Genomic DNA, 23,021 nt, shown 5'->3' on the forward strand with positions numbered 1-23,021 from the left:
GGCTCACCCGGCTCACCCGGCTCACCCGGCTCACCCGGCTCACCCGGCTCACCCGGCTCACCCGGCGAACGGTACCTGTGCCCCGGCGGGCTGCCGGCCGCCGACCGGGTGTCGCCAGATTCCCTCCGCCGCCAGCCTCGGCAGCACGCCTTCGCCGAACCAGTACGCCTCCTCCAGATGCGGATACCCGGACAGCACGAACTCCTCGATCCCCAGCGCGGCGTACTCCTTGATCCGCTCGGCGACCTCCTCGTGGCTGCCGACCAACGCCGTCCCGGCCCCGCCCCGGACCAGCCCGATCCCGGCCCACAGGTTGGGATGGATCTCCAGCCCGGCCCGACTGCCCCCGTGCAGCGCCAGCATCCGCTGCTGCCCCTCGGACTCGCTCCGGGCCAGCCCGGCCTGTACGGACTTCACAGTCTCGGAGTCGAACCCGTCGAGCAGCCGGTTCGCCTCGGCCCAGGCCTCCGCCGAGGTGTCACGGGTGATCACGTGCAGCCGGATACCGAAGCGCAGCGTCCGCCCCTCCTTCGCCGCCAGCCCCCTGATCCACGCGATCTTCTCGGCGACCTGGGCCGGCGGCTCGCCCCAAGTGAGGTACACGTCCACGTACTTGGCCGCGATCTCGCCCGCGATCGGCGACGATCCCCCGAAGTACACCTCGGGCACCGGCTCCGGCAAACGCGCCAGCTTCGCGTCCTCGACGCGCAGGTGCTCCCCGGCCAGATCGACGGACTTGCCGTCCCACAACTCCCTTACGATCTTGAGGAATTCGCCGGTACGGCGGTAGCGGTCGTCCTTGTCGAGGAAGTCCCCGTAGGCCCGCTGCTCGTGGCTCTCGCCGCCGGTGACGACGTTGAGCAACAGCCGTCCGCCGGTCTGCCGTTGGAACGTGGACGCCATCTGCGCGGCGAGCGTCGGGGAGACGAAGCCGGGCCGGAAGGCGACCAGGAACTTCAAGCGTTCGGTGTGCTGGCTGACCATGGCGGTGGTCAGCCACGCGTCCTCGCACCAGGCACCGGTGGGCGTGAGGGCGCCCACGAATCCCAGGTCCTCGGCCGCGCGGGCGATCTGGCTCAGATAGGCGACCGTCGGCGGCCGGTCCCGTCCGGAGGAGGTGGCGGGGGTGCCGTGACCGCCGCCGACGACATGGCGGCTGTCCCCGTTGGTGGGGAGGAACCAGTGGAAGGTGAGGGACACGTGGGGTTCTCCGATCCGGACTGTCCTGAAGGGGGTTAGAGGAGGCCGTGGCGGGGTGGCCTGGTGCCGTTGAGCACGTACCTGCCGATGTGCTGGATCTTCCAGCGCGCCGGGTCGTGCAGCGTGTGGGTGCGGGCGTCCCGCCAATGGCGGTGCAGGTTCAGCGAGTTGAGGGCCGAGCGGGTGCCCGACACCTCGAAGAGGGCGCCCGCCACCTCCACGGCCGTCCGTGCCGCGTGCACCTTGGCCGCCGCCACCGCGACGGAGGCCTCCGCCGCCGAGTCGTCTGTCAGGTTGGCGCGCGCCGCGTCCACGGCCCGGGCCGCCTGGATCAGCAGGGCCTCGGACGCCCTTACCTGGATGGCGAGTTCACCGAACCGCTGGATCAGCAGCGGGTCCTCGGCGGCGGTCTCCAGCCCGCTCTCGAACCACGGGCGGCTCTTCGTCCGGACGAACTCGGCCGCTTCCGCCAGCGCTCCGCCGGCGATTCCGGTGTCGATGGCCGCGTGCAGCAACTGGGCGACGGCGCCGTGGAGTTGGGGGCCTTCGAAGGTGAGGTGGTGGGGCAGGACCCGGTCCGCCGGGACGGAGACCGCCTCCAGGCGGACCGTGCCGCTGGCCGTCGTGCGCTGTCCCATGCCGTCCCAGTCGTCGACGACCGTGACGCCCTCGGCGTCCCTCGGGACGTAGGCGACATGCAGGTTGTCGTCCGCGGTGCGGGCCAGGACGGGGATCCAGTCGGCGAAGAGGGCGCCGGTGGAGTAGTGCTTGACGCCGGTCAGCTCGTACGAACCGTCGGGCCGGAGTGTCAGCCGGGTGCGGATGTCCTGGACGTGTTTGGTGCCGGCCTCCGACTGGGCGTTGCCGAAGCGGCGGCCGGCGAGCAGTTCGGCGAAGAAGAACTTCCGCTGGTCCGGGGTGCCCTGACGGCGGATCACATTGACGTAGGCGAAGTGGCTCTGCGGGATCTGGGCGAGGCTGCCGTCGGCGGAGCCGAGCAGCCGGAAGATCTCGGCGAGGGTTTCCGAGCTCACGTCGGCGCCGCCGTACTCCGTAGGCACGGTGACGGCGAGCAGCCCGGAGTCGGAGAGCCGGTCCAACTCGGCGCGCGGGAGCCTGCGTTCGCTGTCGCGGGCGGAGGCTCCGGCGCGGAACTCGTCGGCGAGCGCGGCGGCGAGGACGAGGGCCTCGGCGTCGTCGGCAATCACGTGAGCGGTCCCGCGCGTGCTCTCGGGGTCGGTCATGGTGGTCAGCTCGCCGCCGCCAGGAGCGGGGTGCGGCCGAGGGCCGCCGAGAACTGGTCCACCACCTGGGTGAGGGCCTCGGTGGTCGCCGGGGCGACGGTCAGCGAGCCGTCCTCGTGGGCGGTGATGTCCTTGTCGAGGGTGAACCAGCCCTGGACTATGTGGGCCGCGCCCATGGAGTTCAGTACCGGGCGGAGCGCGTAGTCGATGGCCAGCACATGTGCGGTGGACCCGCCCGTGGCGAGCGGCAGCACGGTCTTGCCGGTGAGGGCGTACTGCGGGAGCAGGTCGAGCAGCGCCTTGAGGACTCCGGAGTAGGAGGCCTTGTAGACGGGCGTGCCGACGACCACTCCGTCGGCGAGGGCGAAGAGTTCGGTCGCCTCGACGATCGCCGGGTGGCGGAAGTCCGCGCCGAGCAGGGCCTCGGCGGGGATGGTGCGCACATCGAGCGGGATCACCTCGTGCCCCTGGGCGATCAGCCGCTGGTCCAGGTGGCGCAGGAGCCGGTTGGTGCGGGAGGAGACGGAGGGGCTGCCGGAGACGGACAGGACGGTGGCCATGGGTCCTCTTTCTGGTCTGCTGCGGGGGCGATCAGGCGTGCGCGGAGACGGACTCGGCCTCGGTGGCGGGGAGTTGGGCCTCCAGTTCGCGCACGAGGGGCAACACCCGCTTGCCGAAGTACTCGACCTCCTCGTGGTAGTGCACGAAGCCCAGCAGGAGAAGGTCGACGCCCAGCTTCCGGTAGGCGACGATCCGTTCGGCGATCTGCTCCGGCGTGCCGATGAGCCCCGTACGGAAGCCGTCGTTGTACTGCACCAGGTCCTCGAAGGTGGAGTCCTGCCACATGCCCTTGCCGTCGGCCGAGGACTGTCCGGCCTGCTTCACCGCGGCGCCGAACCCTTCCACGGCCTCGCGGTCGGCCTTGGCGACGATCTCGCGGAGCGTGTCACGGGCCTCGGCCTCGGTGTCACGGGCGACGAGGAAGCCGTTGAGGCCGAACTTCGGTGCGGTCCGGCCGACTTGGGCCGCCGAGTGGCGTACGTCGGCGATCTGCTCGGAGACGTCGTCGAAGTCCTTGCCGTTGGAGAAGTACCAGTCGGAGACCCGGCCGGCCATCGCGCGGGCCGCGGTGGAGTTGCCGCCCTGGAAGATCTCGGGGTGCGGTCGTTCGGGGGTGTTGAGGGGCTTGGGCTTGAGGGAGAAGTCGCGCAACCGGTAGAAGTCTCCGGCGAGTTCGGTGTGGTCCTCGGTCCAGATCTGGCGCAGCGCCCGGATGAACTCCTCGGAGCGGCGGTAGCGCTCGTCGTGCTCCAGCCAGGGTTCGCCGAGCGCGGTGAACTCGCCCTTGAACCAGCCGGAGACGACGTTGACGGCGAAGCGGCCGTTGGACAAGTGGTCGGCGGTGGCGCCGAGTTTGGCGAGGACGCCCGGGTGCCAGAGGCCGGGGTGAACAGCGGCGATGACCTTCAGGCGCTGGGTGGCGAGAAGGAGGGCGAGACTGAAGCTGGTCGACTCGTGCTGGAACTCGGCGCCGTAGCTGGCCATGTAGCGGACCTGGCTGAGCGCGTACTCGAAGCCGTTGTTCTCGGCGAGGACGGCGAGTTCGCGGTTGTACTCGTAACCCCAGTCGGTGCGTTGCTCGATCTTGCTGGTGACGAGTCCCCCGCTGACATTGGGGACCCAATAGGCGAATTTCACGGGCTCTGCGGGCATGGCGAACTCCTGTTGCGGAATGCGATTCCGGGCACGCCTGATCCGGCCGGAGCGATATCCGGCGAATGTCGGGCGGAGGCGGAAAGAGGGCGGCGGATCGGGAGGAGAAGAGGGAGATCAGGCCGCGGTGCAACAGGAGGCGCTGGAGACGCGCGCGAGGTCGACGTGGCGTCGCCGCGTGAGGTCCAGTCGCATCTTCATGCCGTCGATCGTGGCAGCCGTGCGCGAGGAGCGTCAAGGAAAACCCGACCGGTCTCGTATCGCGGACCATTGAATTTCACGAAGGTGTGACAGGGAAACCCTTGAACGGGCCGGGAAATGGGCCGCATTCTGCGGGCATGCGGACCGAACAGCTGGAATACATCGCGGCCGTGACCCGGCTCGGCTCGCTGCGCCGGGCCGCCGAGGAACTCCGCCTGTCGCAGCCCGCGTTGAGCGAGACCGTGCGGAATCTCGAACGCGAACTCGGGGTCGACCTCCTGGAGCGCAAACGGACGGGCGCGACGATGAGCGCGGAGGGACGCGAACTGCTGCCGAGGATCGTCGACGTGCTGGACGCGGTGGACCGGTTGCGGGCGGCGGCGGGAGAGCAGCACCGGATCAGCCGCATGGTGCGGGTGGGCACGGTGAACGCGGCGACCGTGCCGCTGCTGCTCCCCGTCGTCCGCGAGTTCCGTGCCTCGCATCCGCTCACCCAGGTCGAGGTGGTCGGCGCGCAGCAGACGGACATTCACCGGGCGCTGGCGGAGGGCGGTTTCGATCTGGGGCTGGTCAATCACCTCGACGGTGACGACATGCCGGCCGACTTCGAGTCCACCGAGCTGCTGTCCGGGCTGCCGGTGGTGTGTGCGCGTCCCGACAGCCCGCTGACGGCCCGGCCGACCGTCACGGTGGAGGACCTGCTCACCGAGCCGCTGATCGGTATGCGCTCCGGCTATGTGATGCACCGCTATGTCCACCGGCTGCTCAATGGGCGGGGACCGGCCTTCGCCTACTCGACCGATGGCGCCGAGATGGGCAAGCTCATGGTCGCGGAAGGACTGGGGGTGACGGTCCTGCCCGACTTCAGCGTGATCGGGGATCCGCTGGAGCGGCTCGGCGCCATCACCTACCGGCCGATCGCCGGCGACACCGCCCGGGTGCTGCTGATGCTGCGCCGACGCCGCGCGGAGTCCGTGCCGCAGGCGGCCGGGGATCTGTACGAGGCGTTCGTGCGCCGGGCGCGCGAGCTGGGCGGAACACGGCCCTGAGGCCGGTGTGCCTTGTGGTCAGTCCTCGTCGCCCACTGGGACCACCACGAGAAACGCGTCGGACTTCAGGTCCATGACGACCCTGGCGGGCTGACCCTCGGCGCGGCGCCGGGCCGCGAACTCCTCGGCGGGCCATGATCCGCGCGGGGCTCCCGCCGGAAACCGCTCCAACACCTTCGCGCCCATGTCCGCAGACACCTCCAGCATCGACCCTCGGTTCCCCACGGGGACCGTCGTACCTGTTCGCCTGCCCGCGATCGACGCTGACATGCCCACTTACTCCGTAGGACCTGACAGGTCTCGGGTCCGGGGGCATGAGGAGCCCTTGACAGCACGCACCCCTTGGAACGGGCGCGTGTTCCGGCCTCGGCGCCATGTGCGCGGCGAACGCGTGATCGTCCGTCGAACCGTGCATCCGCTTCGGCCCCGCACGGGGAAGTGATCACAGGGGGTACACCGACACGAAGGGCCGTGGACCGATGCACGCTGACGAGGCCGTACCGGGTCTGCGCTGTCTGGTGACCGGAGCGACGGGCTACGTGGGCGGCCGGCTGGTTCCGGAACTGCTCGCGGAGGGCCACCGGGTGCGCTGTCTGGCCCGGACGCCCGCCAAGCTGCGCGACCACCCGTGGGCGGCCGACGTGGAGGTGGTGAGCGGCGACGTCACGGATGCCGCGTCGGTCGCCGCCGCCCTGCGGGACGTCGACGTCGCCTACTACCTCGTGCACGCGCTGGACACGGGTGACCGCTTCGAGGAGACCGACCGGAAGGCGGCACGGATCTTCGGCGAGCAGGCCAGGGCCGCAGGAGTGCGGCGCCTCGTCTACCTGGGCGGTCTGACCCCGTCGGGCGTACCGGAACGGGAGCTCTCGCCGCACCTGCGGTCGAGAAGCGAAGTCGGCCGGATCCTCCTCGACTCGGGCGTGCCCACCACGGTCCTGCGCGCGGCCGTGGTCATCGGCTCGGGCTCGGCCTCCTTCGAGATGCTGCGCTACCTCACCGAGCGGCTGCCGGTGATGATCACCCCGAACTGGGTGCGCACGCGGATCCAGCCGGTGGCGGTGCGGGACGTGCTGCGCGCGCTCGTCGGCAGCGCGCGCATGCCGGCCGACGTCAGCCGCGCCTTCGACATCGGCGGTCCGGACGTGCTCACCTACCGCGACATGATGACCAGGTACGCGGCCGTCGCGGGCCTCCCCCGCAGGCTGATCCTCCCCGTCCCCGTGCTCACCCCCCGTCTGTCCAGTCACTGGGTCGGCCTGGTGACGCCCGTACCGGCGTCCATCGCACGGCCGTTGACCGAGTCGCTGCGCCACGAGGTCGTCTGCCGCGAGCACGACATCGCACGGTACGTGCCCGACCTGCCCGGGCATCCGCTCGGTTTCGACGAGGCGGTACGGCTGGCGCTGCAACGTATCCGCGAGGCCAAGGTCACCACCCGCTGGTCGTCGGCCTCGGTGCCCGGCGCGCCCAGCGATCCCCTGCCCACCGACCCCGACTGGGCCGGCGGCAGCCTCTACACGGACCTGCGGGAGCTGCCTGTGGACGCCTCGCGCGAGGCCCTGTGGCGGGTGATCGAGGGGATCGGCGGCGTGAACGGCTGGTACTCGTTCCCGCTGGCCTGGGCGGTACGAGGTCAACTGGACCGGCTGGTGGGCGGTGTCGGTCTGCGGCGGGGCCGACGGGACGCGGCGCGGCTGCGCGTCGGTGACTCGCTGGACTTCTGGCGCGTCGAGGAGATCCGCCCCGGGCGCCTCCTGCGGTTGCGGGCCGAGATGCGGCTGCCGGGCCTGGCCTGGCTGGAGATGTGCGCGGAGACCGACGACGCCGGCCGCACCCGCTACCGGCAGCGGGCCCTGTTCCATCCGCACGGGCTGGCGGGCCACGCCTACTGGTGGAGCGTCTCGCCCTTCCACGCCGTCGTGTTCGGCGGCATGGCACGCAACATCGCGGCGGCCGCGGCCCGGACGCCGACGAGACCGGCGGGGGAACCCACTCCGATCGGTTGACGACCGCATCCGCCGGGTCCTCCGCGCCGGAAACACCTCACCGGCCACTCTTCCCGTCTCCCGGAGTCCGCATCATGAACGTCTCGGTCGTCCTGTTCACCTCCGACCTGCGTCTGCACGACCATCCCGCGCTGCGGGCCGCCACCGAGGCCCGCCAGGTGGTCCCCCTGTTCGTCCGCGACCGCGGTGTGGCGGACGCCGGGTTCGCGGCACCCAACCGGCTGGCCTTCCTCGCCGACTGCCTGCGCGACCTCGACGCCGGTCTGCGCGAGCGGGGCGGCCGGCTGGTGGTCCGCTCCGGCGACGTCGTCGACGAGGTGTGCAAGGTGGCCGCCGAGACGGACGCCGACGAGGTCCACCTGGCGGCCGACGTCAGCGGCTACGCCCGGCTGCGCGAGCGGCGGCTGCGCCACGCCCTGGAGGCGGAGGGTCGCAGGCTGCACGTCCACGAGACGGTGACCACGGCCGTCGCTCCCGGCGCGGTGACCCCGGCGTCCTCGGACCACTTCGCCGTCTTCACCCCGTACTTCCGCCACTGGTCCGGGCTGTCGCTGCGCGATCCACTCGCCGCCCCGCGTACGGTGCGGGTCCCGGACGGCGTCGGCTCCGAGGAACTCCCCACCCGCGCCGGTGTTCCGGGCCTGTCGCCGGACCTGGCGACCGGCGGGGAGAACACCGGCCGCAAGCAGCTCGCCCGCTGGCTGCGCGACGGTGTCGCCGCCTACGAGGACCGCCACGACGACCTGGCCGGGGACGCCACCTCACGCCTCTCGCCCCACCTGCACTTCGGCACCCTGTCCCCCGTGGAACTCGTCCACCGGGCACGGCGAGCGGGCGGACCGGGCGCCGAGGCCTTCGTACGGCAGCTCGCCTGGCGGGACTTCCACCGCCAGGTGCTGGCGGACCGGCCCGCGGCCGCCACCGCCGACTACCGCACGAAACACGACCGTTGGCGCTCCGAGCGCACGGCCAAGGAGGACATCGCGGCCTGGAAGGAAGGCCGTACCGGCTATCCGCTGATCGACGCGGCGATGCGTCAACTGCGCCAGGAGGGCTGGATGCACAACCGGGGACGGCTGCTGACGGCGAGCTTCCTCACCAAGACGCTGTACGTCGACTGGCGTGTCGGCGCCCGGCACTTCCTCGACCTGCTGGTCGACGGCGACGTGGCCAACAACCAGCTGAACTGGCAGTGGATGGCGGGCACCGGCACCGACACCCGCCCCAACCGGGTCCTCAACCCCGTCACGCAGGCCAAGCGGCACGATCCCGACGGCGCGTACGTCCGCCGCTGGGTTCCCGAACTCGCCGGGCTGGAAGGGCCGGCGGTGCACGAGCCGTGGAAACTGCGCGGGCTGGACCGGGCCGTGCTCGACGACTACCCGGACCCGATCGTCGACCTCGCCGAGGGCCTCGCGCGTTTCAGGAAGGGCCGTGCGGGCGAGTGAGGTGTGCTCCGCGGGGCCGGGAGGTCAGGGCCGTTCCCCGGACGCCTCGGCCCCGTACACACCGGACAGGATCTCGACGGCTTCGTCGAGGGTCGCCGGCCGGGGCATGCCCCGCGCCGAGGAACCGGACCAGCCGGGTCCGCCCAGCACCACCAGGGGCTGCCGGCGTGCGCCCTTCACACCCCACCGGGTGCCGGCGACATGCCGGGCCAGCACCAGGCTCGCCGTGGAGCGCGCCTGCGCCCACAGGACGACGGCCGACGGCCCCAGCCGCCGTACCGCGGCGGTCAGCGCCTCGGCGGGCACGGCGGCACCGAACATCCTTGTGGGCAGGCCGACTTCGGCCAGTCCGGCGTTGAGTGCCTCGATCGGCAGGGTGTGCTGCTCACCCGGTACGCAGGCCAGGACGACGGGCCCGGCGGGCGAGACGTCCGTCCGCCGATCCGGAGGCGGGGTGTACCGGCGCAGGGTGGTGGAGACGTGCCAGGAGAGCAGGTGCTCCACCTCGACGTAGCGGTCCCCGGACGACTCCCACTTGCGTCCCACCGCGTGCAGGGTCGGCACCATCACCTCCTGCCAGGCGACGGCGACGCCGTACCGCTCGACGGACAGGGCCAGTTGCTCCGCCACGGCCGGCGCGTCCAGCCGTACGGCGGCGCGGGCCAGGCCGCGGCACTCCTGCCGCACGTCTCCCAGCGGGAGCGGGCCGGCCGCCCGTGAACCGCCGCGCGCCCGCGCTCCGTCCGACCGTACGGCCGCGCCAGCACTCCGCGCGGGTGACCCGGCGGTCTCCTTCGCGGCGCGGGCCGCCTCGGCGGGCGGTACTCCGGACGAGGTGAGCCGGCACATGGCCTCCAGCACGGCCACGTCCTCGGGGGTCCAGCGCCGGTGCCGTCCGTCGGCGCGGACCGCGGGTCCGATGCCGTAGCGGCGGTCCCAGGAGCGCAGGGTGGTGGGCGACACCCCCAGCCGACGGGCCAGCGCTCCGGTCGTCAGGGGCAGCGCGGTCGGCTCGGAGGGCCGGCCGGGCCGGTCGTCCGTGCCTCCGTCGGCGTACGGCTCACTCACACATCGACTATACGACGCAGAATCGACGCAAGTTGAGCCGCATGGCTCCCCGCTCCCACGATGGACACACCGGGGCACATCCCGGCAGACGCCCCGAACCGCCGTGGTGGCAGGTGCTCGCCCGGACCGCGTACGACCGGGGCGGACTCCGCCCGACGTGAGGAGCCGTCGTCATGAGCCCGCAGCACAGAGCCGCCCTGCCGAGCGACGAGGAGTTGGCCCGCGGGCTGGCCGACGGCGACGAGAGCTGTCTGACCGCCGCGTATCAGCGCTGGTCGGCCCTGGTGCACACCCTCGCCTGGCGCTCGCTGGGCGATGCCCGGGAGGCCGAGGACGTGACCCAGCAGGTGTTCCTCGGCGTGTGGCGCGGAGGGCACACCTTTCGGCCCGAGCGCGGCAGCGTCGGCGGCTGGATCGTCGGCATCACCAGGCGCAAGATCGCCGACGCGCTGTCCGCCCGGACCCGCCGGGTCGCTCTCGTGACCGCGGCGGGCTCGGCCCTGGCCCTCGCCGATCCGGCCGCCCGGCATCCCGAGGCGGTCCTCGACCGGGTCCTTGTCGGACGCGAGCTGGCCCGGCTTCCCGGCCCCCAACAGCGGGTACTGCGGCTGGCGTTCTACGAGGACCTCACCCAGACCCAGATCGCGGAGCACACCGGCTGGCCGCTGGGCACGGTCAAGAGCCACTCCCGCCGCGGCCTTCACCAGTTGCGGCGCGGCCTGCGGCAGCAGGACGTCTGAGGGCGCGCGGGTCTCCCGCGCGACACGCGCGCCCGTCAGCCACACGGGGGGCGGTCACCTCGTCGCACCCATGGCCTGACCTCTACACATAAAGCAAAAATAAGAGCAGAATGGACGAAAGCGGCTCTTACCGCACACCGCACCAGACGCGGTCAGGCCAGCAAGTCAAAGGAGACGAGTCATGGCCAACGTCTCGCACACCAGAGGTGACATGGCGAGCCACCCTGATGTCTCCGAAATGCAGGCGCGTTACGCCCGCATGCTCGGTGGACGCGATGTGGCGCTCGTGGACGGACCGGTGTTCCTGCTCGGTCTGTACTGCGCCGTATCCCCGTGGATACTCCACTACACGACGAGCCAGCCCGCGCTCGTGCCGCACAACCTGATCATCGGCATCGCGATCGGCCTGCTGGCCCTCGGGTTCACCAGGGCACCGGAGCGCATGTACGGCCTCAGCTGGGCGATGTGCGCCCTGGGTGTCTGGATGATCGTCTCGCCGTGGATCGTCGGCGACAACCCCGACAAGGGCGTCATCCTGAACAACGTCATCATCGGCGGACTGGCCGTGCTCCTGGGCATCGTGTGTGCCGCGACGGCGGCGCGGAGCACTCCCAAGCCGTAGGAATCCCCGTCATCGAGGCCCCGAAAGGAAGCCACGCCCCCTTCAGTGGTCGCCCGGCACCAGCCACGGCGACTGCGGGAGGGGGCTGCCGGTTTCGAGGACCGACTTCAGGTTGGACAGCACGGCCGGCCAGCCGCCGGACACGTCGGAGAGCTCGCCCTCGTCGGCGAGGTCCTCGTGCGTCACGGTGAGCCGCACGATGTCCTCGTGCCGCCGGATGTCGTAGGTGACGCGGGAGTACGTGTCCTCCTCGCCCTCGTTGTCCGGTGAGGTCCACGTGGTGACCAGGCGGTTGGGGCGGTCGCTCTCGACGACGGTCCCGACGACGTCGGCGATGCCGGAACCGTCGATGCGCACGTGCTCCCAGCGCGAACCCTGCCGCCAGTCGGACACATTGCTGTGCCCCCAGTAGGCAGCGGTCAGGTCGGCGTCGGTGAGGGCGTCCCAGACCTTCTCGGGAGTGCTCGCGATGTAGGTGACATAGACGAATGTCGGTTTGTCGGTCATGGCTTCCTCGGCTCGTCGCTTGAGTGCCCCGAGCGCGCGCAGACGCGGGCGCTCGAACTTGTCGATCCAGCGCTGCTGTATCTCGTGCAGCGGGACCGGATTGAGGTAGTGCAGCTTCTCCCGCCCGCGCCGCACCGTGCTGACCAGGTTGGCGGCCTCCAGGACGGCCAGATGCTGGGTCACCGACTGGCGGGTCATCTCGATCCGCCCGCACAGCTCGCCGAGCGTCTGCCCGTTGTGCTCGTGCAGCCGGTCCAGCAGTCGCCTTCGGGTCTCGTCGGCCAGCGCCTTGAAGACCGCGTCCATTCCTGGGTCGTGTTCGGATCGCACACCCAAAGTTATGCAGGCATTTACCTGCATGTCAAGGCGGGTGTTACGACGGCTCGGCACGTGCTCGTCTCAGGCCAGGAAGACGCCCAGCTCACGGCGGTGCGCGGCCACCCATTCGTACGCGGCCCGGATCTCGTCCACGACCCCGCTCGCCCGCAGGCCGACCATGGCCCGCTCACCGCGCTCGGCACCGGCCTCGATGCCTCGCGCGCACCGGTCCTGCCACCACAGGACCGTGTCGACGAGCCGTCCACTGTCGTCGAGGCCGTACGCCTCGCGGATCAGCGCGATCCGGCGGGCCGCCTCGGGTACGTCGGTGACGGCCGGCCCGAGGTCCAGGTACTGCCAGCAGACGTGGGCGACGTCGTGGACGCGCTCCCCCGGGGCGGCGAGATCCCAGTCGACGAAGGCCAGCGGACGCCACGCGGTGTCGTAGACGGTGTTCTTGGGGGCCAGGTCGTTGTGGCAGACGACGTCGTGGCCGCCCGCCTCCGGTGTGCCATGGGTCAAGTCGTGGAAGGCGCGGACGAGTTGTGCGACCCGGACCAGGCTGTCGTCGCTACGGGCGGCGGACCGTTCGTCGGGGGTGACAGCAGCCCGGCCCTCGATGTACTGGAACACCTCCCGCCCCCGCTCGTCCGTACCGAGGAAGCGCGGCGCCCCCGCCCACCCCCGCCGCTCGAACAGCGCGAGCAACTCCCTTACGTACTGCGACCGTTCGGAGGGTGTACGGCGCACGGTCGCCCCGACCCGCACGACCTCGTTGACCGCGCCTCCGCCGAGCGCCGACTCCTGCACGCGGTCCGCCTCCCCGAATCCGTTCGACCGCACGAGTATCGCCGGGGACGCTGATCCCGTGGATCGCGCGGAGGTACCGCTCATCGGGGGACGCGCCGGGGTCGGGAAGACGACCGTGGGCTGGGAGGTGTCGGCGCGGCTGCGGGCGTCGGGGATCGCCCATGCGGTGATCGACGGCGACTTCATGGGGCAGGTGCATCCGGCGCCGGACGGCGATCCGCACCGGACAGCGATCGGTGAGGCCAACTTGACCGCGGCGTGGGGGAATTACGCCGCGCTCGGGCGTGCTGCTCACCGCCTCCGGACGCCACCGCGGCGGAGCGGCTCAACGGGCGTGAGATCGGTGGCGAGTTGGAGCACGAGTTGGCCAACAGTGCACGTAGGGCGCGGATGTTGGACGAGCGGGCGCCCGCGGACACCGTGCGGGTGGTGACCGACGAGCGCTCCGTCGTGGACATCGCGGGTGAGGTGCCGGCCGCGTCAGGATGGGCCAACAGCCGTCAGGTGCCGGCGGGTTCCGGCACCGTCTCCGTGAGGTACTCCTCCGCGATCTCCTTCGGGCCGAACGGCCACACCTTCTCGAAGCGGGCCCAGACGAGGAACGCGACACAGCCCAGGGCGAGCCAGGCGAGGGACCACTCGATGGGGTGGCGGCCCGGGGAGTTCTTGTCGGCGTAGCCGTAGATCACGCACCAGCCGACGAAGGCGACGATGCTCGGCACCGGGTAGAGCCACATGCGGTAGGGGCGGCGGAGGGTCGGCTGGCGTTTGCGCAGGACCGTGAGGGCGATGATCTGGGCCAGCGCCTGGACGATGACCATGACCGTGGTGAGGAGTTGGATCAGGGTGGCGAGGTCGGTGTGGCGGCCGATCAGGAAGCCGATCGCGGTGATCACGCCCATGGTGGCCAGGCCGAGCATCGGGAAGCGGTGTTTGGGGTGGAGCTTGGCGTAGGGGCGGAAGAAGACGCGTTCGCGGGCCGCGTCGTAGGGCACCCGGGAGCCGCCGAGGAGGCCGGTGAAGACCGAGGCGAAAGCCGTGATCAGGATCAGGACGGTGACCGTGTCGGCGGCGCCCTTGCCCCAGGTCTTCTCCAGGACCGCCGAGGCGACGGAGGAGGAGGCGATGTCGTTCGGGTTGGTCATCCGGTGCCAGTCGATGACGCCGAGGGTGCCGATCTGGAGCAGCAGGTAGATCGCCATGATGCCGACGATCGAGAAGAGGATGGAGCGCGGCAGGGTGCGGCCGGGGTCCTTGATCTCGGCGCCCATGTAGGCGGTGGTGTTGTAGCCGAGGTAGTCGTAGATGCCGATGGTGAGGCCGCCGGCGAAGCCGAGCCAGAAGTGGTTGCTGCCCAGGTCGAAGGCGTGCGCGGGGTAGGTGAAGGCGAGGTGGCCGCTGAAGTGGGTGGCGGCGGCCAGGATCACCATGAACACCGCCGCGATCATCACGGTCCACATCACGGCGGTGATGCGGGCGATGTTCTCGATGCCGCGCCAGAGGAGGAGGACCACCAGGGCGATCACGCCGAGGCCGATGAGGTCGCCGGAGGTCTTGCCCAGGTCCGGTGCCAGATAGCCGAGGTACTGCACGAAGCCGACCACGCCGGTCGACATGATCAGCGGGATGAAGAGCATCGCCGTCCAGACGAACAGGAACGGCATCAGCCGCCCGGTGCGGTACTGGAAGGCCTGGCGGAGATAGACGTAGCTGCCGCCGGAGCCGGGCATCGCGGCGCCCATCTCGGCCCAGACGAGGCCGTCGGCGAGGGCGAGGATCGCGCCCGCGACGAAGCCGATGACCGCCTGCGGGCCGCCGAACGCGGCGACCATGAGCGGGATGGTCACGAACGGCCCGATGCCGCACATCTGGCTCATGTTGATGGCGGTGGCCTGGAAGAGGCCGACGCGACGGACGAAGCCGCCTTCTGGGGGCGGACTACCGGACATGGAGGCTCCTGAGGGGGTGCGTGACTCGGGGGAAGCGGGGTGCGGCGTGCGGGCCGGTATCCGGTGGCTGACTGGGCGATAAAGTTAAGGAGCCTTACTAGACTCGTCAAGAGGGTGTCCCCGATGAGTGAGAATGGTGCGATGCCCGCCAGCGACGCCGTAGAGCAGCAGGAACAGCCCTGGAGCCGGCAGCGGCTGCGGAGCACGAACGAGCGGCTGCTGCTCGACCGGCTGCGCACCGCCGGTGCCGCCTCGCGCGCCCAACTCGCCCGCGACACAGGCCTGTCGAAGCCGACGGTCTCCAGCGCGCTGGCGGCTCTGGCAGAGGCGGGACTGGTCCACGAGGTCGGCACCCGGGCACCCGAGCGCGGCCGGACCGCCGTGCTCTACGCCCCCGATCCCGCCGCCGGCTACGCGCTCGGAATCGATGTCGGGCGCAGCTGGCTGCGGGTCGCGGTGGCCAATCTGGACGGCGAGGTGGTGGCCCGGGCGGACGTCCGCAACCGGGCCCGCAGCTCGGGCACCATGGCCGAACTGGTGGTCGCCACCGCGCATCAGGTCGTGGCGAACTCCGAGGTCGCACCGGCCGCGGTGGTGCACGCCGTGGTGGGCACTCCGGGTGTGTACGACGAGCAGCGGCGGCGGGTGCGGTACGCGATGCATCTGCCGGGATGGGGGCGGGCCGGGCTGTTCGACCGGATGCGGGAGGAGCTGCGCGTTCCGCTGGAGGTGCACAACGACGCGAATCTCGCGGCGCTGGGCGAGTACACGTACGGCGTGGGCGCGGGCAGCCGACTGTTCGCGTACATCATGATCGGCACCGGTCTCGGCATGGGTGTGGTCAGCGAGGGGCGGCTGTTCACGGGGGCGCACGGCGGGGCCGGGGAGATCGGGTTCCTGCCGTGGCCCGGGCAGCAGAAGCCGGAGACGCTGGAGGACGCCGTCTCCGGGGTGGCCGTCGTCGAGGCGGCCCGGATGTTCGGCATGAGCGGGCAGCAGCTCACCGCGAAGGCCGTGTTCGACGCGGCCAGGCAGGGAGATCCCGCCGCGGTCAAGGCGGTCGAGCTGGAGGGCGAGCGGATCGCACACACGGTGGCCGCCGCCGCGGCCGTGCTCGATCCGGACCTGGTCGTCCTGGGCGGCGGGGTCGGGCACAGCGTGGATCTGCTGCTGCGTCCGGTGCGGGAGAACCTGCGCGCGCTCACCCCGCTGCGGCCGAAGATCGTGCCGAGCGCGCTGGGCGAGGACGCGGTGCTGCTGGGCGCGGTGGCCACCGCCTTGGGTACGGCCCGGGATCTCGTCTTCGAGCGTCACTCGGCGTCGTGAACACCTTCACCCACCGGCACGGCCCGGTGCCCTGAGCAACTCACCCACGCGCAACGGTGATTGACACACCCCATCGTCCGGCCTACCTTCTGTCGCAGTTAGTAAAGTTTCCTAACTTGACGAGGCTGGAGTCCCCCGTGTTCCACCGCCCCGCCGTCCACCCCCTCCTCAGAGGCCGTCTCACCACGGCCGCGATCGCCCTCGGCCTGCTGGGCGCCCTCACCACCAGCGCCTGGGCGGGAGCCCGGGAGCCGTCCCCGCAGCGGCGCGCGCAGGCCCCGGTGACCGCCGTACGCCCGACGGCCGGGGCCGCCACCCCGCTGTCGGGCTACGCGATCCAGTCGTCCGCCAAGGTCACCGACTCCCCCGCGGCCGTCTCCTCCCCGAGCTATCGGGCGAGGGGCTGGTACCCGGCGGGCGCGCGCTCGACGGTCCTGGCGGCCCTGATCGCCGACGGCGTGTACGCCGACCCCTTCTACTCGACCAACCAGCAGAAGATCCCGAAGGCCGACTTCAAGGTGCCGTGGTGGTACCGCAGCGACTTCACGGTCACGGACACCTCGCAGCGCACCTACCTCGACTTCAGCGGAGTGATCTCGGCGGCCGACGTCTACGTCAACGGCAAGCAGATCGCCAAGGCCGCCGACGTCAACGGCGCCTACACACACCACGAGTTGGACGTCACCTCGCTCGTCCGCTCCGGCACGAACACGGTCGCTTTCCGCATCCGGCCGAACGACCCGAACAAGAACCTCACCATGGGCTGGATCGACTGGCTCCAGCCGCCGCCCGACCAGAACATGGGCATCGTCCGTGACGTCCTCGTCCGCCGCGGCGGCCCGGTCGCCCTGCGCGACGCACATGTGGTGACCAAACTGGCCGTCCCGTCGCTCGCCACCGCCGACCTGACGGTCAAGGCGCAGGCCCGCAACGACACGAACACGCCCGTCACCGCACAGGTCGGCGGCAGCATCGACGGCCGGACCTTCACCACGACCGTCTCCCTCGCCGCACACCAGGCGAAGACCGTCACCTTCGCCGTCCACCTGAACTCCCCGAAGGTGTGGTGGCCGGCCGGCATGGGCGGCCAGCCGCTCTACGGCCTCGACCTCACCGCCTCCGTGAACGGCACCCCCTCCGACTCCTCGCACCAGACCTTCGGCATCCGCGACGTCCGGGCCCCGCTGAACTCGGACGGCGCCCGCCAGTACCGGATCAACGGCCGCAAGTTGCTGATCAAGGGCGGCGGTTGGTCGCCGGACGAGTTCCTCCGTTGGGACCGGACCTACGTCGAGGACCGCCTGAAGTACGCCCTCGACCTGGGCCTGAACACCATCCGGCTGGAAGGACACATCGAGCCGGACGAGTTCTTCGACCTGGCCGACCGCTACGGCATCCTGACCCTCCCCGGCTGGGAGTGCTGCGACAAGTGGGAGGGCCAGGTCAACGGCGACGAGACCGGCGACAAGTGGACCGCCGCCGACTATCCGGTCGCCAAGGCGTCGATGGCCGCCGAGGCCGCCCGGCTGCGCGACCACCCCAGCGTGATCTCGTTCCTCATCGGCAGCGACTTCGCCCCCGACGCGAAAATCGAGAAGACCTACCTCGACGCGCTGAAGGCGGCCGACTGGAAGACCCCGGTGGTCGCCGCCGCCTCCGACAACTCCTCGCCGGTCAGCGGCAGTTCGGGCATGAAGATGACCGGCCCGTACGACTGGATCCCGCCGAACTACTGGTACGCCAAGCGCGAGGGCGGCGCCACCGGCTTCAATTCCGAGACCAGCGCGGGCCCCGACATCCCCACCCTCGACACCCTGCGCCGCATGATGACCCCGGCCGAACTGGCCACCCTCTGGAAGGATCCGGCCGCCAAGCAGTACCACCGCTCCCCGTCACCGGTCTTCAACACCCTCAAGCTCTACGACAACGCGCTCACCGGCCGCTACGGACCGCCTACGAGCCTCACCGACTACGTCCGCAAGGCCCAGCTCGCGCAGTACGAGAACGTCCGCGCCCAGTTCGAGGCCTACGAACGCAACGCCACCGACGCCACGAAGCCGGCGACCGGAGTCGTCTACTGGATGTTCAACAGCGGATGGACCTCGCTGCACTGGCAGTTGATGGACCGATACCTCGACCAGGGCGGTGCCTACTTCGGCGCGAAGAAGGCGAACGAACCGCTGCACATCCAGTACTCCTACGACAACCGCTCGATCGTCGTGGTGAACAACCGGAACGCGTCCGCACACCAACTCACCGTGCGAGCAACGCTGTTCAACACCGACGGCATGCAGAAGTACGACAGGCAGGTGGCCGGGGTGACGGTCTCCGGCGGCGGCGCGCACAGCACCGCGCTCACCCTGCCCTCGTCGGTGGCCGGGCTGTCGACGACGTACCTGGTGCGGCTGACGCTCACGGACGCGTCCGGCAAGGAGGTGAGCCGGAACGTGTACTGGCTCTCCGCGAGGCCCGACACGCTCGACTGGGCGCACACCGACTGGTACTACACGCCGACGACGAGCTATGCCGATCTCAAGGGGCTCAACTCGATGGCGCAGGTGCCGGTTTCGGCGACCGCGTCGACCTCGGTGGGCACGGACGGCACCTCGACCACGACCGTCACGGTGCGCAACTCCGGGAAGGCGAAGACTCCTTCGCTTCTCACCGACGTCCACCTCGTGGACTCGGCGGGCCGGCCGGTGCTGCCGGTGACGTGGTCCGACAACGAAGTGAGCCTGTGGCCCGGGGAGTCGAAGACGCTGACGGTGACCTACCGGACGTCCGAACTGCACGGGTCGGCGCCTCGGGTGCGGGTCTCCGGCTGGAACACACCGGAGCGGACGGTCCCGGCGGCGTGAACACCTGAGAACCCGTGGGGCCCGGCCGCCGCCGGGCCCCACCGGCCGTCATCAGCTCACATTGAGCGCGGTGTCGTCGATGACGAAGGACGTCTGGAGGGTGGACCCTTCGACGCCGCTGAAACTGATCGTGGCGGTCGTTCCGGCCAGCGAGGACACGTCGAAGGACTTCAGGACGTATCCGGAGGCCGCGTTCAGGTTCGAGTACGTGGCCAGGGTGGTGGATCCGGCGGTGACCGTCAGTTTGTCGTAGGCGGTGCTGGTGGTGGTCTCCGCGGTGTCCACGTGCAGATAGAAGCTGAGCGTCGCGGAGCAGCCGGACGGGATGGTCACCGACTGGGACAGGGTGTCGGTGTGGGCCGATCCGTAGCCGTCCAGCCAGGCCTTGTAGGAGCCGGTGCGGGCGGCCTCGCTGCTGGAGCTGGTGATGACGCCGCTGCTGGCGGTCCAGGTGGTGTTGCCGGACTCGAAGCCCGGGTTGCCGAGCAACTGGGCGGCGGTGCAGGTGCCGCCACCCCCTCCGCCACCGCCGCCGGTGCTGCCGTCGCCGGCCAGCCACGCGGTGGCGTTGAGGGCGAGGGCGGCGTTGGTGGCGCCGGTGTCGTTCCAGCCGTCGTAGAGCGTGTTGCCCGACTGGCCGGTGCCGTCGTCGATCGGCGAGCTGTCGCCCCAGAAGGCCACGCGACCGCTGCCGAAGGTGCTGGTCGCGAAGAACGCGCCGGAGTTGCCGGAGTAACCGCTGCGGTACACAAGGCCCTTGACGTTCGCGTTGTCGGCGGGCTTGAGAGTGGCCGTGGTGCCGTCGGCGATCAGGCTCTTGGTGACCGTGCCGAAGGCGCCGTTCAGGACCGCGTTGCTGCTGTCGCTGATCGCCGCGGGATAGCCGGAGCTGATGTCGAGGGTGTCGATGGAGAAACCGAACGGGTCGGTCGAGTCGACGCTGTTGTTCGTCATCAGGTCGTTGAGGATCTCGACCGCGTCGTAGCCGTCGCTGTTGCGGTCGGCGCCGGTGTGGTCGGAGATCATGAACAGGCCGCCGCCGTTCTTGACGAACGTCATGATCGCGGTCTTCTCGGCCGTCGTGAACAGCGTGTTGGGCTCGGGCAGGACCAGCGTGTCGAAGTTCGACAGGTCGGTCGTCGAGGAACCGCCGTACGTGAGCGCGCTGGTGGCGGTCTTCAGGCTGTAACTACCGGTCTTCTGCAGGGCGACGCCCCACGAGGAGAGCGCTCCGGTCCAGTCCGTCTCGGCGGACGGGGAGGAGTCCTGGGCCAGCGGGTCGGGCTTGCTGGTGGAGATGATCCAGTCCGCGTTGCCCGCCTCCTCGGCGTGGCCGTCGTCGAACAGGACACGGTGCGTGGTGGCCGCGTGCGCGGGCGTGGCCGTGGTGGTGACCTGGAGGGCCGCCCCCGTGACGAAAAGTCCCAGGCCGGCGAGGGCGGTGGTGAGTCTGCGGCGGGATCTTCTGGATCCAAGCATCCGGCGAACCTCCGTGAGGGATGGGAAAGGTGCGGTGCGGGCGCCTGATCTGCGCGCGTAGAACGGTAGGTGGGGACTTCTACACGCGTTGAACGATTGAAAGGTACATGGCATGAAGGGGTAGTGAACAGAAAGTCGCGGCAATAACAGTCGGCAGAACTCGGCGGAGTGGCTCAGCCCGCAACGGGCACAAGATGAGAGCGAGGACAACGACAAAGAGGGGCGGAGATGGAGATCTCGGGCATCATCAGTGCCATCATCATCGGCATCATCATTGGCGTGCTGGGGCGGCTCGTCGTCCCCGGCCGCCAGCACGTCGGCGTTCTGCTGACGATCGTGGTCGGCATCGTGGCCGCGCTGCTCGGCGCGGCGATCGCTTCGGGCCTGGGGGTCGCCGACACCAAGGGCATCGACTGGATCGAGTGGCTCATCCAGATCGGCCTGGCGGCCGTCGGCATCGCCGCGCTGGACCGGACAAGGGTGCGCCGCTGAGCGGGGGCCGGGAATTGCGTTGCGGGTGAGACCGGGCGGCGGCAAGCTACTGCGAGCCCGCCGCCAGGTCCCGTGCTTCGCGCATCCCTCCCGGAGAACCCTTGTCACCACGCGTCATCCCGCTCGTCGATCCGGACTCCGGCCCGTCGAGCCGTCGTCTTGTCTGGCTCGCCCAGGACGGTGACGGCGTGCCCGTCGGGTCGGCTTCGCTGCGCCTGTTCCTCAAGGAGGGGCAGGCGCATCTCGGTGAACTGGAGCTCTCGGTGCACGCCGCCGAGCGCCGACTGGGCATCGGCACCCGGCTGTTGGAGGCCGCGACGACAGCCGCCCGCGCGGAGGGCCGGCGCTCCATCGTCACCCAGGCCCAACAGGGTTCACCCGCCGACGAGTTCCTGCCCGCCCGCGGCTTCCGTCCGGTACTGACCCTGACGTACGCCCGGCTGTCACTGACCGACGCGGATCTCACGGCGATCGGCGAACAAGCCCAACGCCCGCACCCCGGCTACGAGTTGACGGAATGGCACGGCACGGTTCCGGCCGGACTCGCCCACTCCTACGCCGAGTCGCGCAGCGCGATGGACGACATGCCGATGCAGGACACCGACTACGGCACCGTCGCATGGGATGTGGAACGACTGGTCGCGGCGGCCGAGGCGGTCGCGCGCCGCGGGGAGCTCCTGCACACCGTCGCCGCGGTGGACACCACCGACGGAAGCGTCGTCGGTTTCTCCGAACTGGTCGTGCCGGGCGACGGACGCGGCGACGCGCAGCACTACGGTACGGCCGTACTGCCCGCCCATCGTGGCCGCGGTCTCGCCCACTGGATGAAGGCCGCCTCGATCCACCGGGCGCACCAACTCCACCCACTGCTCGCGGGGTTGCTCACGGACACGGCGGACGGCAACGCGCCGATGCGGGCGGTGAACGACGCGCTCGGCTACGTGCCGACACATCGGGCGGTGAAGTACCAACTCGACCTGTAGGCACGGCCATTGCCCGTACTGATCAGCGCACGGCTCGCAACGCGGCGAGGCCGTCCCGACTGGACTGATGTTGTACGCCTGCGCCGGGCACCCGTGTTCGACAGCGGCGGCCTCGATGAGGTGTGGTGCCGTGCAGGCCGACGGGGTCGTCTTCGGCGAGCGGGCGGGTGCCGCTGCCGTTCTACGGCTCGTACAGGTACGGCGTGGTCGTGGTGAGCGGGGCGAGGCCGAGGCGTTCGAGGATGGGGCGGCTCTGGTCGGAGGCGTCGACCTGGATGTAGTGGTAGCCGCGGTCGGCCGCGATGCGGGTGCGGTGGGCGACCAGGGCGCGGTAGATGCCGCGGCCCCGCCAGCTCTCCACCGTGCCGCCGCCCCACAGGCCGGCGAACCGGGTGCCGGGGACGAGTTCCATTCGTGCAGCGCTCACCGGTTCGTCCCCGGCGAGGGCGACGACGGCGACGACCGTGTCCGGGTCCGCGGCGAGCTGGGCGAGCAGGCTGGAGCGCAGCCGGGAGCTGTCCGAGCCGAAGGCCTTCTCGTGGACATCCGCCACGAGGTCGACGCCGGCGCGGTCGGTGGCGGGCAACAGGCGGATGCCGTCCGGCAGTTCGGCGTCGAGGGCGAGTGCCGCGATCTCGCCGATCATCAGGGTCTCCTGCGGTTCGGGGGTGAACCCGGCCGCCGTCAGCCGCTGCCCGAGGTCGGTCGGCAGATCGTGGCCGTAGAGCTTCCACTCGAAGTCACGGCCGAGTCCCGTGAAGTACGCGATCTGTTCGGCGATCGCCGCGTCGGCGTCGGTCTCGTCCAGGTCCGTCCACAGGACGCCGTTCCAGCCGTCCGCGCCGGCGACCTGGCGCACCACTCCCCCGGACCGCTCCACCCGGGCACCCGGCTCGCTGGGTCGGGCGCGTTCGCGCAGGTCGCGGTCGTGGAGGGCGAGCACCTCGGCATGATCCATGGGTCCACTTGAACATCCGAGGGGCAAGCCCGGCAACGGGATTACGT

The 23,021-nt window shown here is 70.6% G+C and carries 21 protein-coding genes and 1 pseudogene; 10 read left to right on the forward strand and 12 right to left on the reverse strand.

Translation table 11 applies throughout. The annotated features are described in order from the left end of the window. Positions 1 to 57: 57 nt before the first annotated feature. The 5 genes from ACWDEW_RS17565 to ACWDEW_RS17585 all read right to left on the reverse strand — a co-directional run bounded on the left by ACWDEW_RS17565 (position 58) and on the right by ACWDEW_RS17585 (position 4,358). On the reverse strand, positions 58 to 1,200 hold the full coding sequence (locus tag ACWDEW_RS17565) for an LLM class flavin-dependent oxidoreductase (protein ID WP_450513812.1): 1,143 nt from the start codon (positions 1,198 to 1,200) through the stop codon (positions 58 to 60). 35 nt (positions 1,201 to 1,235) lie between these two features. Continuing rightward, positions 1,236 to 2,444, reverse strand: a complete 1,209-nt coding sequence (locus ACWDEW_RS17570) for an SfnB family sulfur acquisition oxidoreductase (protein WP_450513814.1) — start codon at positions 2,442 to 2,444, stop codon at positions 1,236 to 1,238. A gap of 5 nt (positions 2,445 to 2,449) precedes the next feature. Continuing rightward, positions 2,450 to 3,004, reverse strand: a complete 555-nt coding sequence (gene ssuE, locus ACWDEW_RS17575; protein WP_450513816.1) for an NADPH-dependent FMN reductase — start codon at positions 3,002 to 3,004, stop codon at positions 2,450 to 2,452. 31 nt (positions 3,005 to 3,035) lie between these two features. After that, positions 3,036 to 4,157 (reverse strand): dimethylsulfone monooxygenase SfnG, encoded by a 1,122-nt coding sequence (gene sfnG / locus ACWDEW_RS17580; protein ID WP_450513817.1) that lies wholly within the window; start codon positions 4,155 to 4,157, stop codon positions 3,036 to 3,038. A gap of 117 nt (positions 4,158 to 4,274) precedes the next feature. Then, positions 4,275 to 4,358: a putative leader peptide gene (locus ACWDEW_RS17585; RefSeq protein WP_350966533.1), complete on the reverse strand. Its 84-nt coding sequence runs from the start codon at positions 4,356 to 4,358 to the stop codon at positions 4,275 to 4,277. 137 nt (positions 4,359 to 4,495) lie between these two features. Here ACWDEW_RS17585 and ACWDEW_RS17590 point away from each other — a divergent pair, with 137 nt between their 5' ends. After that, positions 4,496 to 5,407, forward strand: a complete 912-nt coding sequence (locus ACWDEW_RS17590; RefSeq protein WP_450513819.1) for a LysR family transcriptional regulator — start codon at positions 4,496 to 4,498, stop codon at positions 5,405 to 5,407. 18 nt (positions 5,408 to 5,425) lie between these two features. Here ACWDEW_RS17590 and ACWDEW_RS17595 read toward each other — a convergent pair whose 3' ends face one another. Then, positions 5,426 to 5,614, reverse strand: coding sequence for a hypothetical protein (locus tag ACWDEW_RS17595; protein WP_026178612.1), 189 nt, complete (start codon positions 5,612 to 5,614; stop codon positions 5,426 to 5,428). Positions 5,615 to 5,886: 272 nt separating this feature from the next. Between ACWDEW_RS17595 and ACWDEW_RS17600 the strand changes: the two genes are divergently transcribed. Both ACWDEW_RS17600 and ACWDEW_RS17605 read left to right on the forward strand, forming a co-directional pair. Next, on the forward strand, positions 5,887 to 7,416 hold the full coding sequence (locus ACWDEW_RS17600; RefSeq protein WP_450513821.1) for an SDR family oxidoreductase: 1,530 nt from the start codon (positions 5,887 to 5,889) through the stop codon (positions 7,414 to 7,416). Positions 7,417 to 7,490: 74 nt separating this feature from the next. Continuing rightward, positions 7,491 to 8,864, forward strand: coding sequence for a cryptochrome/photolyase family protein (locus ACWDEW_RS17605; RefSeq protein ID WP_450513823.1), 1,374 nt, complete (start codon positions 7,491 to 7,493; stop codon positions 8,862 to 8,864). Positions 8,865 to 8,888: 24 nt separating this feature from the next. On the opposite strand, the gene ACWDEW_RS17610 is transcribed toward ACWDEW_RS17605, so the two are convergent. Beyond that, the gene (locus ACWDEW_RS17610; RefSeq protein ID WP_450513825.1) at positions 8,889 to 9,932 is read right to left on the reverse strand and encodes a MerR family transcriptional regulator; all 1,044 of its coding nucleotides are present in this window, start codon (positions 9,930 to 9,932) and stop codon (positions 8,889 to 8,891) included. A 173-nt stretch (positions 9,933 to 10,105) separates the two neighbouring features. Between ACWDEW_RS17610 and ACWDEW_RS17615 the strand changes: the two genes are divergently transcribed. Beyond that, on the forward strand, positions 10,106 to 10,672 hold the full coding sequence (locus tag ACWDEW_RS17615) for a sigma-70 family RNA polymerase sigma factor (RefSeq protein ID WP_450513827.1): 567 nt from the start codon (positions 10,106 to 10,108) through the stop codon (positions 10,670 to 10,672). 181 nt (positions 10,673 to 10,853) lie between these two features. Beyond that, entirely contained in the window at positions 10,854 to 11,294 is a 441-nt protein-coding gene (locus tag ACWDEW_RS17620) for an SPW repeat protein (protein ID WP_450513828.1), read from the forward strand. Between the two features lie 42 nt (positions 11,295 to 11,336). On the opposite strand, the gene ACWDEW_RS17625 is transcribed toward ACWDEW_RS17620, so the two are convergent. After that, complete coding sequence (locus ACWDEW_RS17625) at positions 11,337 to 12,107, reverse strand: ArsR/SmtB family transcription factor (protein WP_450513830.1); 771 nt, start codon at positions 12,105 to 12,107, stop codon at positions 11,337 to 11,339. A gap of 93 nt (positions 12,108 to 12,200) precedes the next feature. Continuing rightward, on the reverse strand, positions 12,201 to 13,013 hold the full coding sequence (locus ACWDEW_RS17630) for a phosphotransferase (protein WP_450513832.1): 813 nt from the start codon (positions 13,011 to 13,013) through the stop codon (positions 12,201 to 12,203). Between ACWDEW_RS17630 and ACWDEW_RS17635 the strand changes: the two are divergent. Further along, positions 12,988 to 13,421, forward strand: a pseudogene (locus ACWDEW_RS17635) (hypothetical protein); the annotation flags it as partial. The gene ACWDEW_RS17630 and the pseudogene ACWDEW_RS17635 overlap by 26 nt on opposite strands. Positions 13,422 to 13,429: 8 nt before the next feature. Here ACWDEW_RS17635 and ACWDEW_RS17640 read toward each other — a convergent pair. After that, entirely contained in the window at positions 13,430 to 14,878 is a 1,449-nt protein-coding gene (locus ACWDEW_RS17640) for an APC family permease (protein ID WP_450513834.1), read from the reverse strand. 141 nt (positions 14,879 to 15,019) lie between these two features. Here ACWDEW_RS17640 and ACWDEW_RS17645 point away from each other — a divergent pair, with 141 nt between their 5' ends. Together ACWDEW_RS17645 and ACWDEW_RS17650 are read left to right on the forward strand one after the other, a co-directional pair. Further along, positions 15,020 to 16,204, forward strand: a complete 1,185-nt coding sequence (locus tag ACWDEW_RS17645) for an ROK family protein (protein WP_450513835.1) — start codon at positions 15,020 to 15,022, stop codon at positions 16,202 to 16,204. Positions 16,205 to 16,341: 137 nt separating this feature from the next. Further along, positions 16,342 to 19,062 (forward strand): glycoside hydrolase family 2 protein, encoded by a 2,721-nt coding sequence (locus ACWDEW_RS17650; RefSeq protein ID WP_450514101.1) that lies wholly within the window; start codon positions 16,342 to 16,344, stop codon positions 19,060 to 19,062. 51 nt (positions 19,063 to 19,113) lie between these two features. Here the strand turns inward: ACWDEW_RS17650 and ACWDEW_RS17655 are convergent, their stop codons facing one another. Then, positions 19,114 to 20,541: a hydrolase gene (locus ACWDEW_RS17655; protein ID WP_450513837.1), complete on the reverse strand. Its 1,428-nt coding sequence runs from the start codon at positions 20,539 to 20,541 to the stop codon at positions 19,114 to 19,116. A 228-nt stretch (positions 20,542 to 20,769) separates the two neighbouring features. On the opposite strand from ACWDEW_RS17655, the gene ACWDEW_RS17660 reads away from it, so the two are divergent. Both ACWDEW_RS17660 and ACWDEW_RS17665 read left to right on the forward strand, forming a co-directional pair. Then, positions 20,770 to 21,033 carry a GlsB/YeaQ/YmgE family stress response membrane protein gene (locus ACWDEW_RS17660; protein ID WP_262060379.1) on the forward strand — a complete coding sequence of 88 codons (264 nt, stop codon included), beginning with the start codon at positions 20,770 to 20,772 and terminating at the stop codon, positions 21,031 to 21,033. Between the two features lie 101 nt (positions 21,034 to 21,134). Further along, positions 21,135 to 22,016, forward strand: coding sequence for a GNAT family N-acetyltransferase (locus ACWDEW_RS17665; protein WP_450513839.1), 882 nt, complete (start codon positions 21,135 to 21,137; stop codon positions 22,014 to 22,016). 181 nt (positions 22,017 to 22,197) lie between these two features. Here the strand turns inward: ACWDEW_RS17665 and ACWDEW_RS17670 are convergent, their stop codons facing one another. After that, a complete protein-coding gene (locus tag ACWDEW_RS17670) occupies positions 22,198 to 22,974 on the reverse strand; it encodes a GNAT family N-acetyltransferase (RefSeq protein WP_450513842.1) in 777 nt (258 codons plus the stop codon). Positions 22,975 to 23,021 lie beyond the last annotated feature (47 nt).

Source organism: Streptomyces sp. NPDC001100 (genome assembly GCF_053598575.1).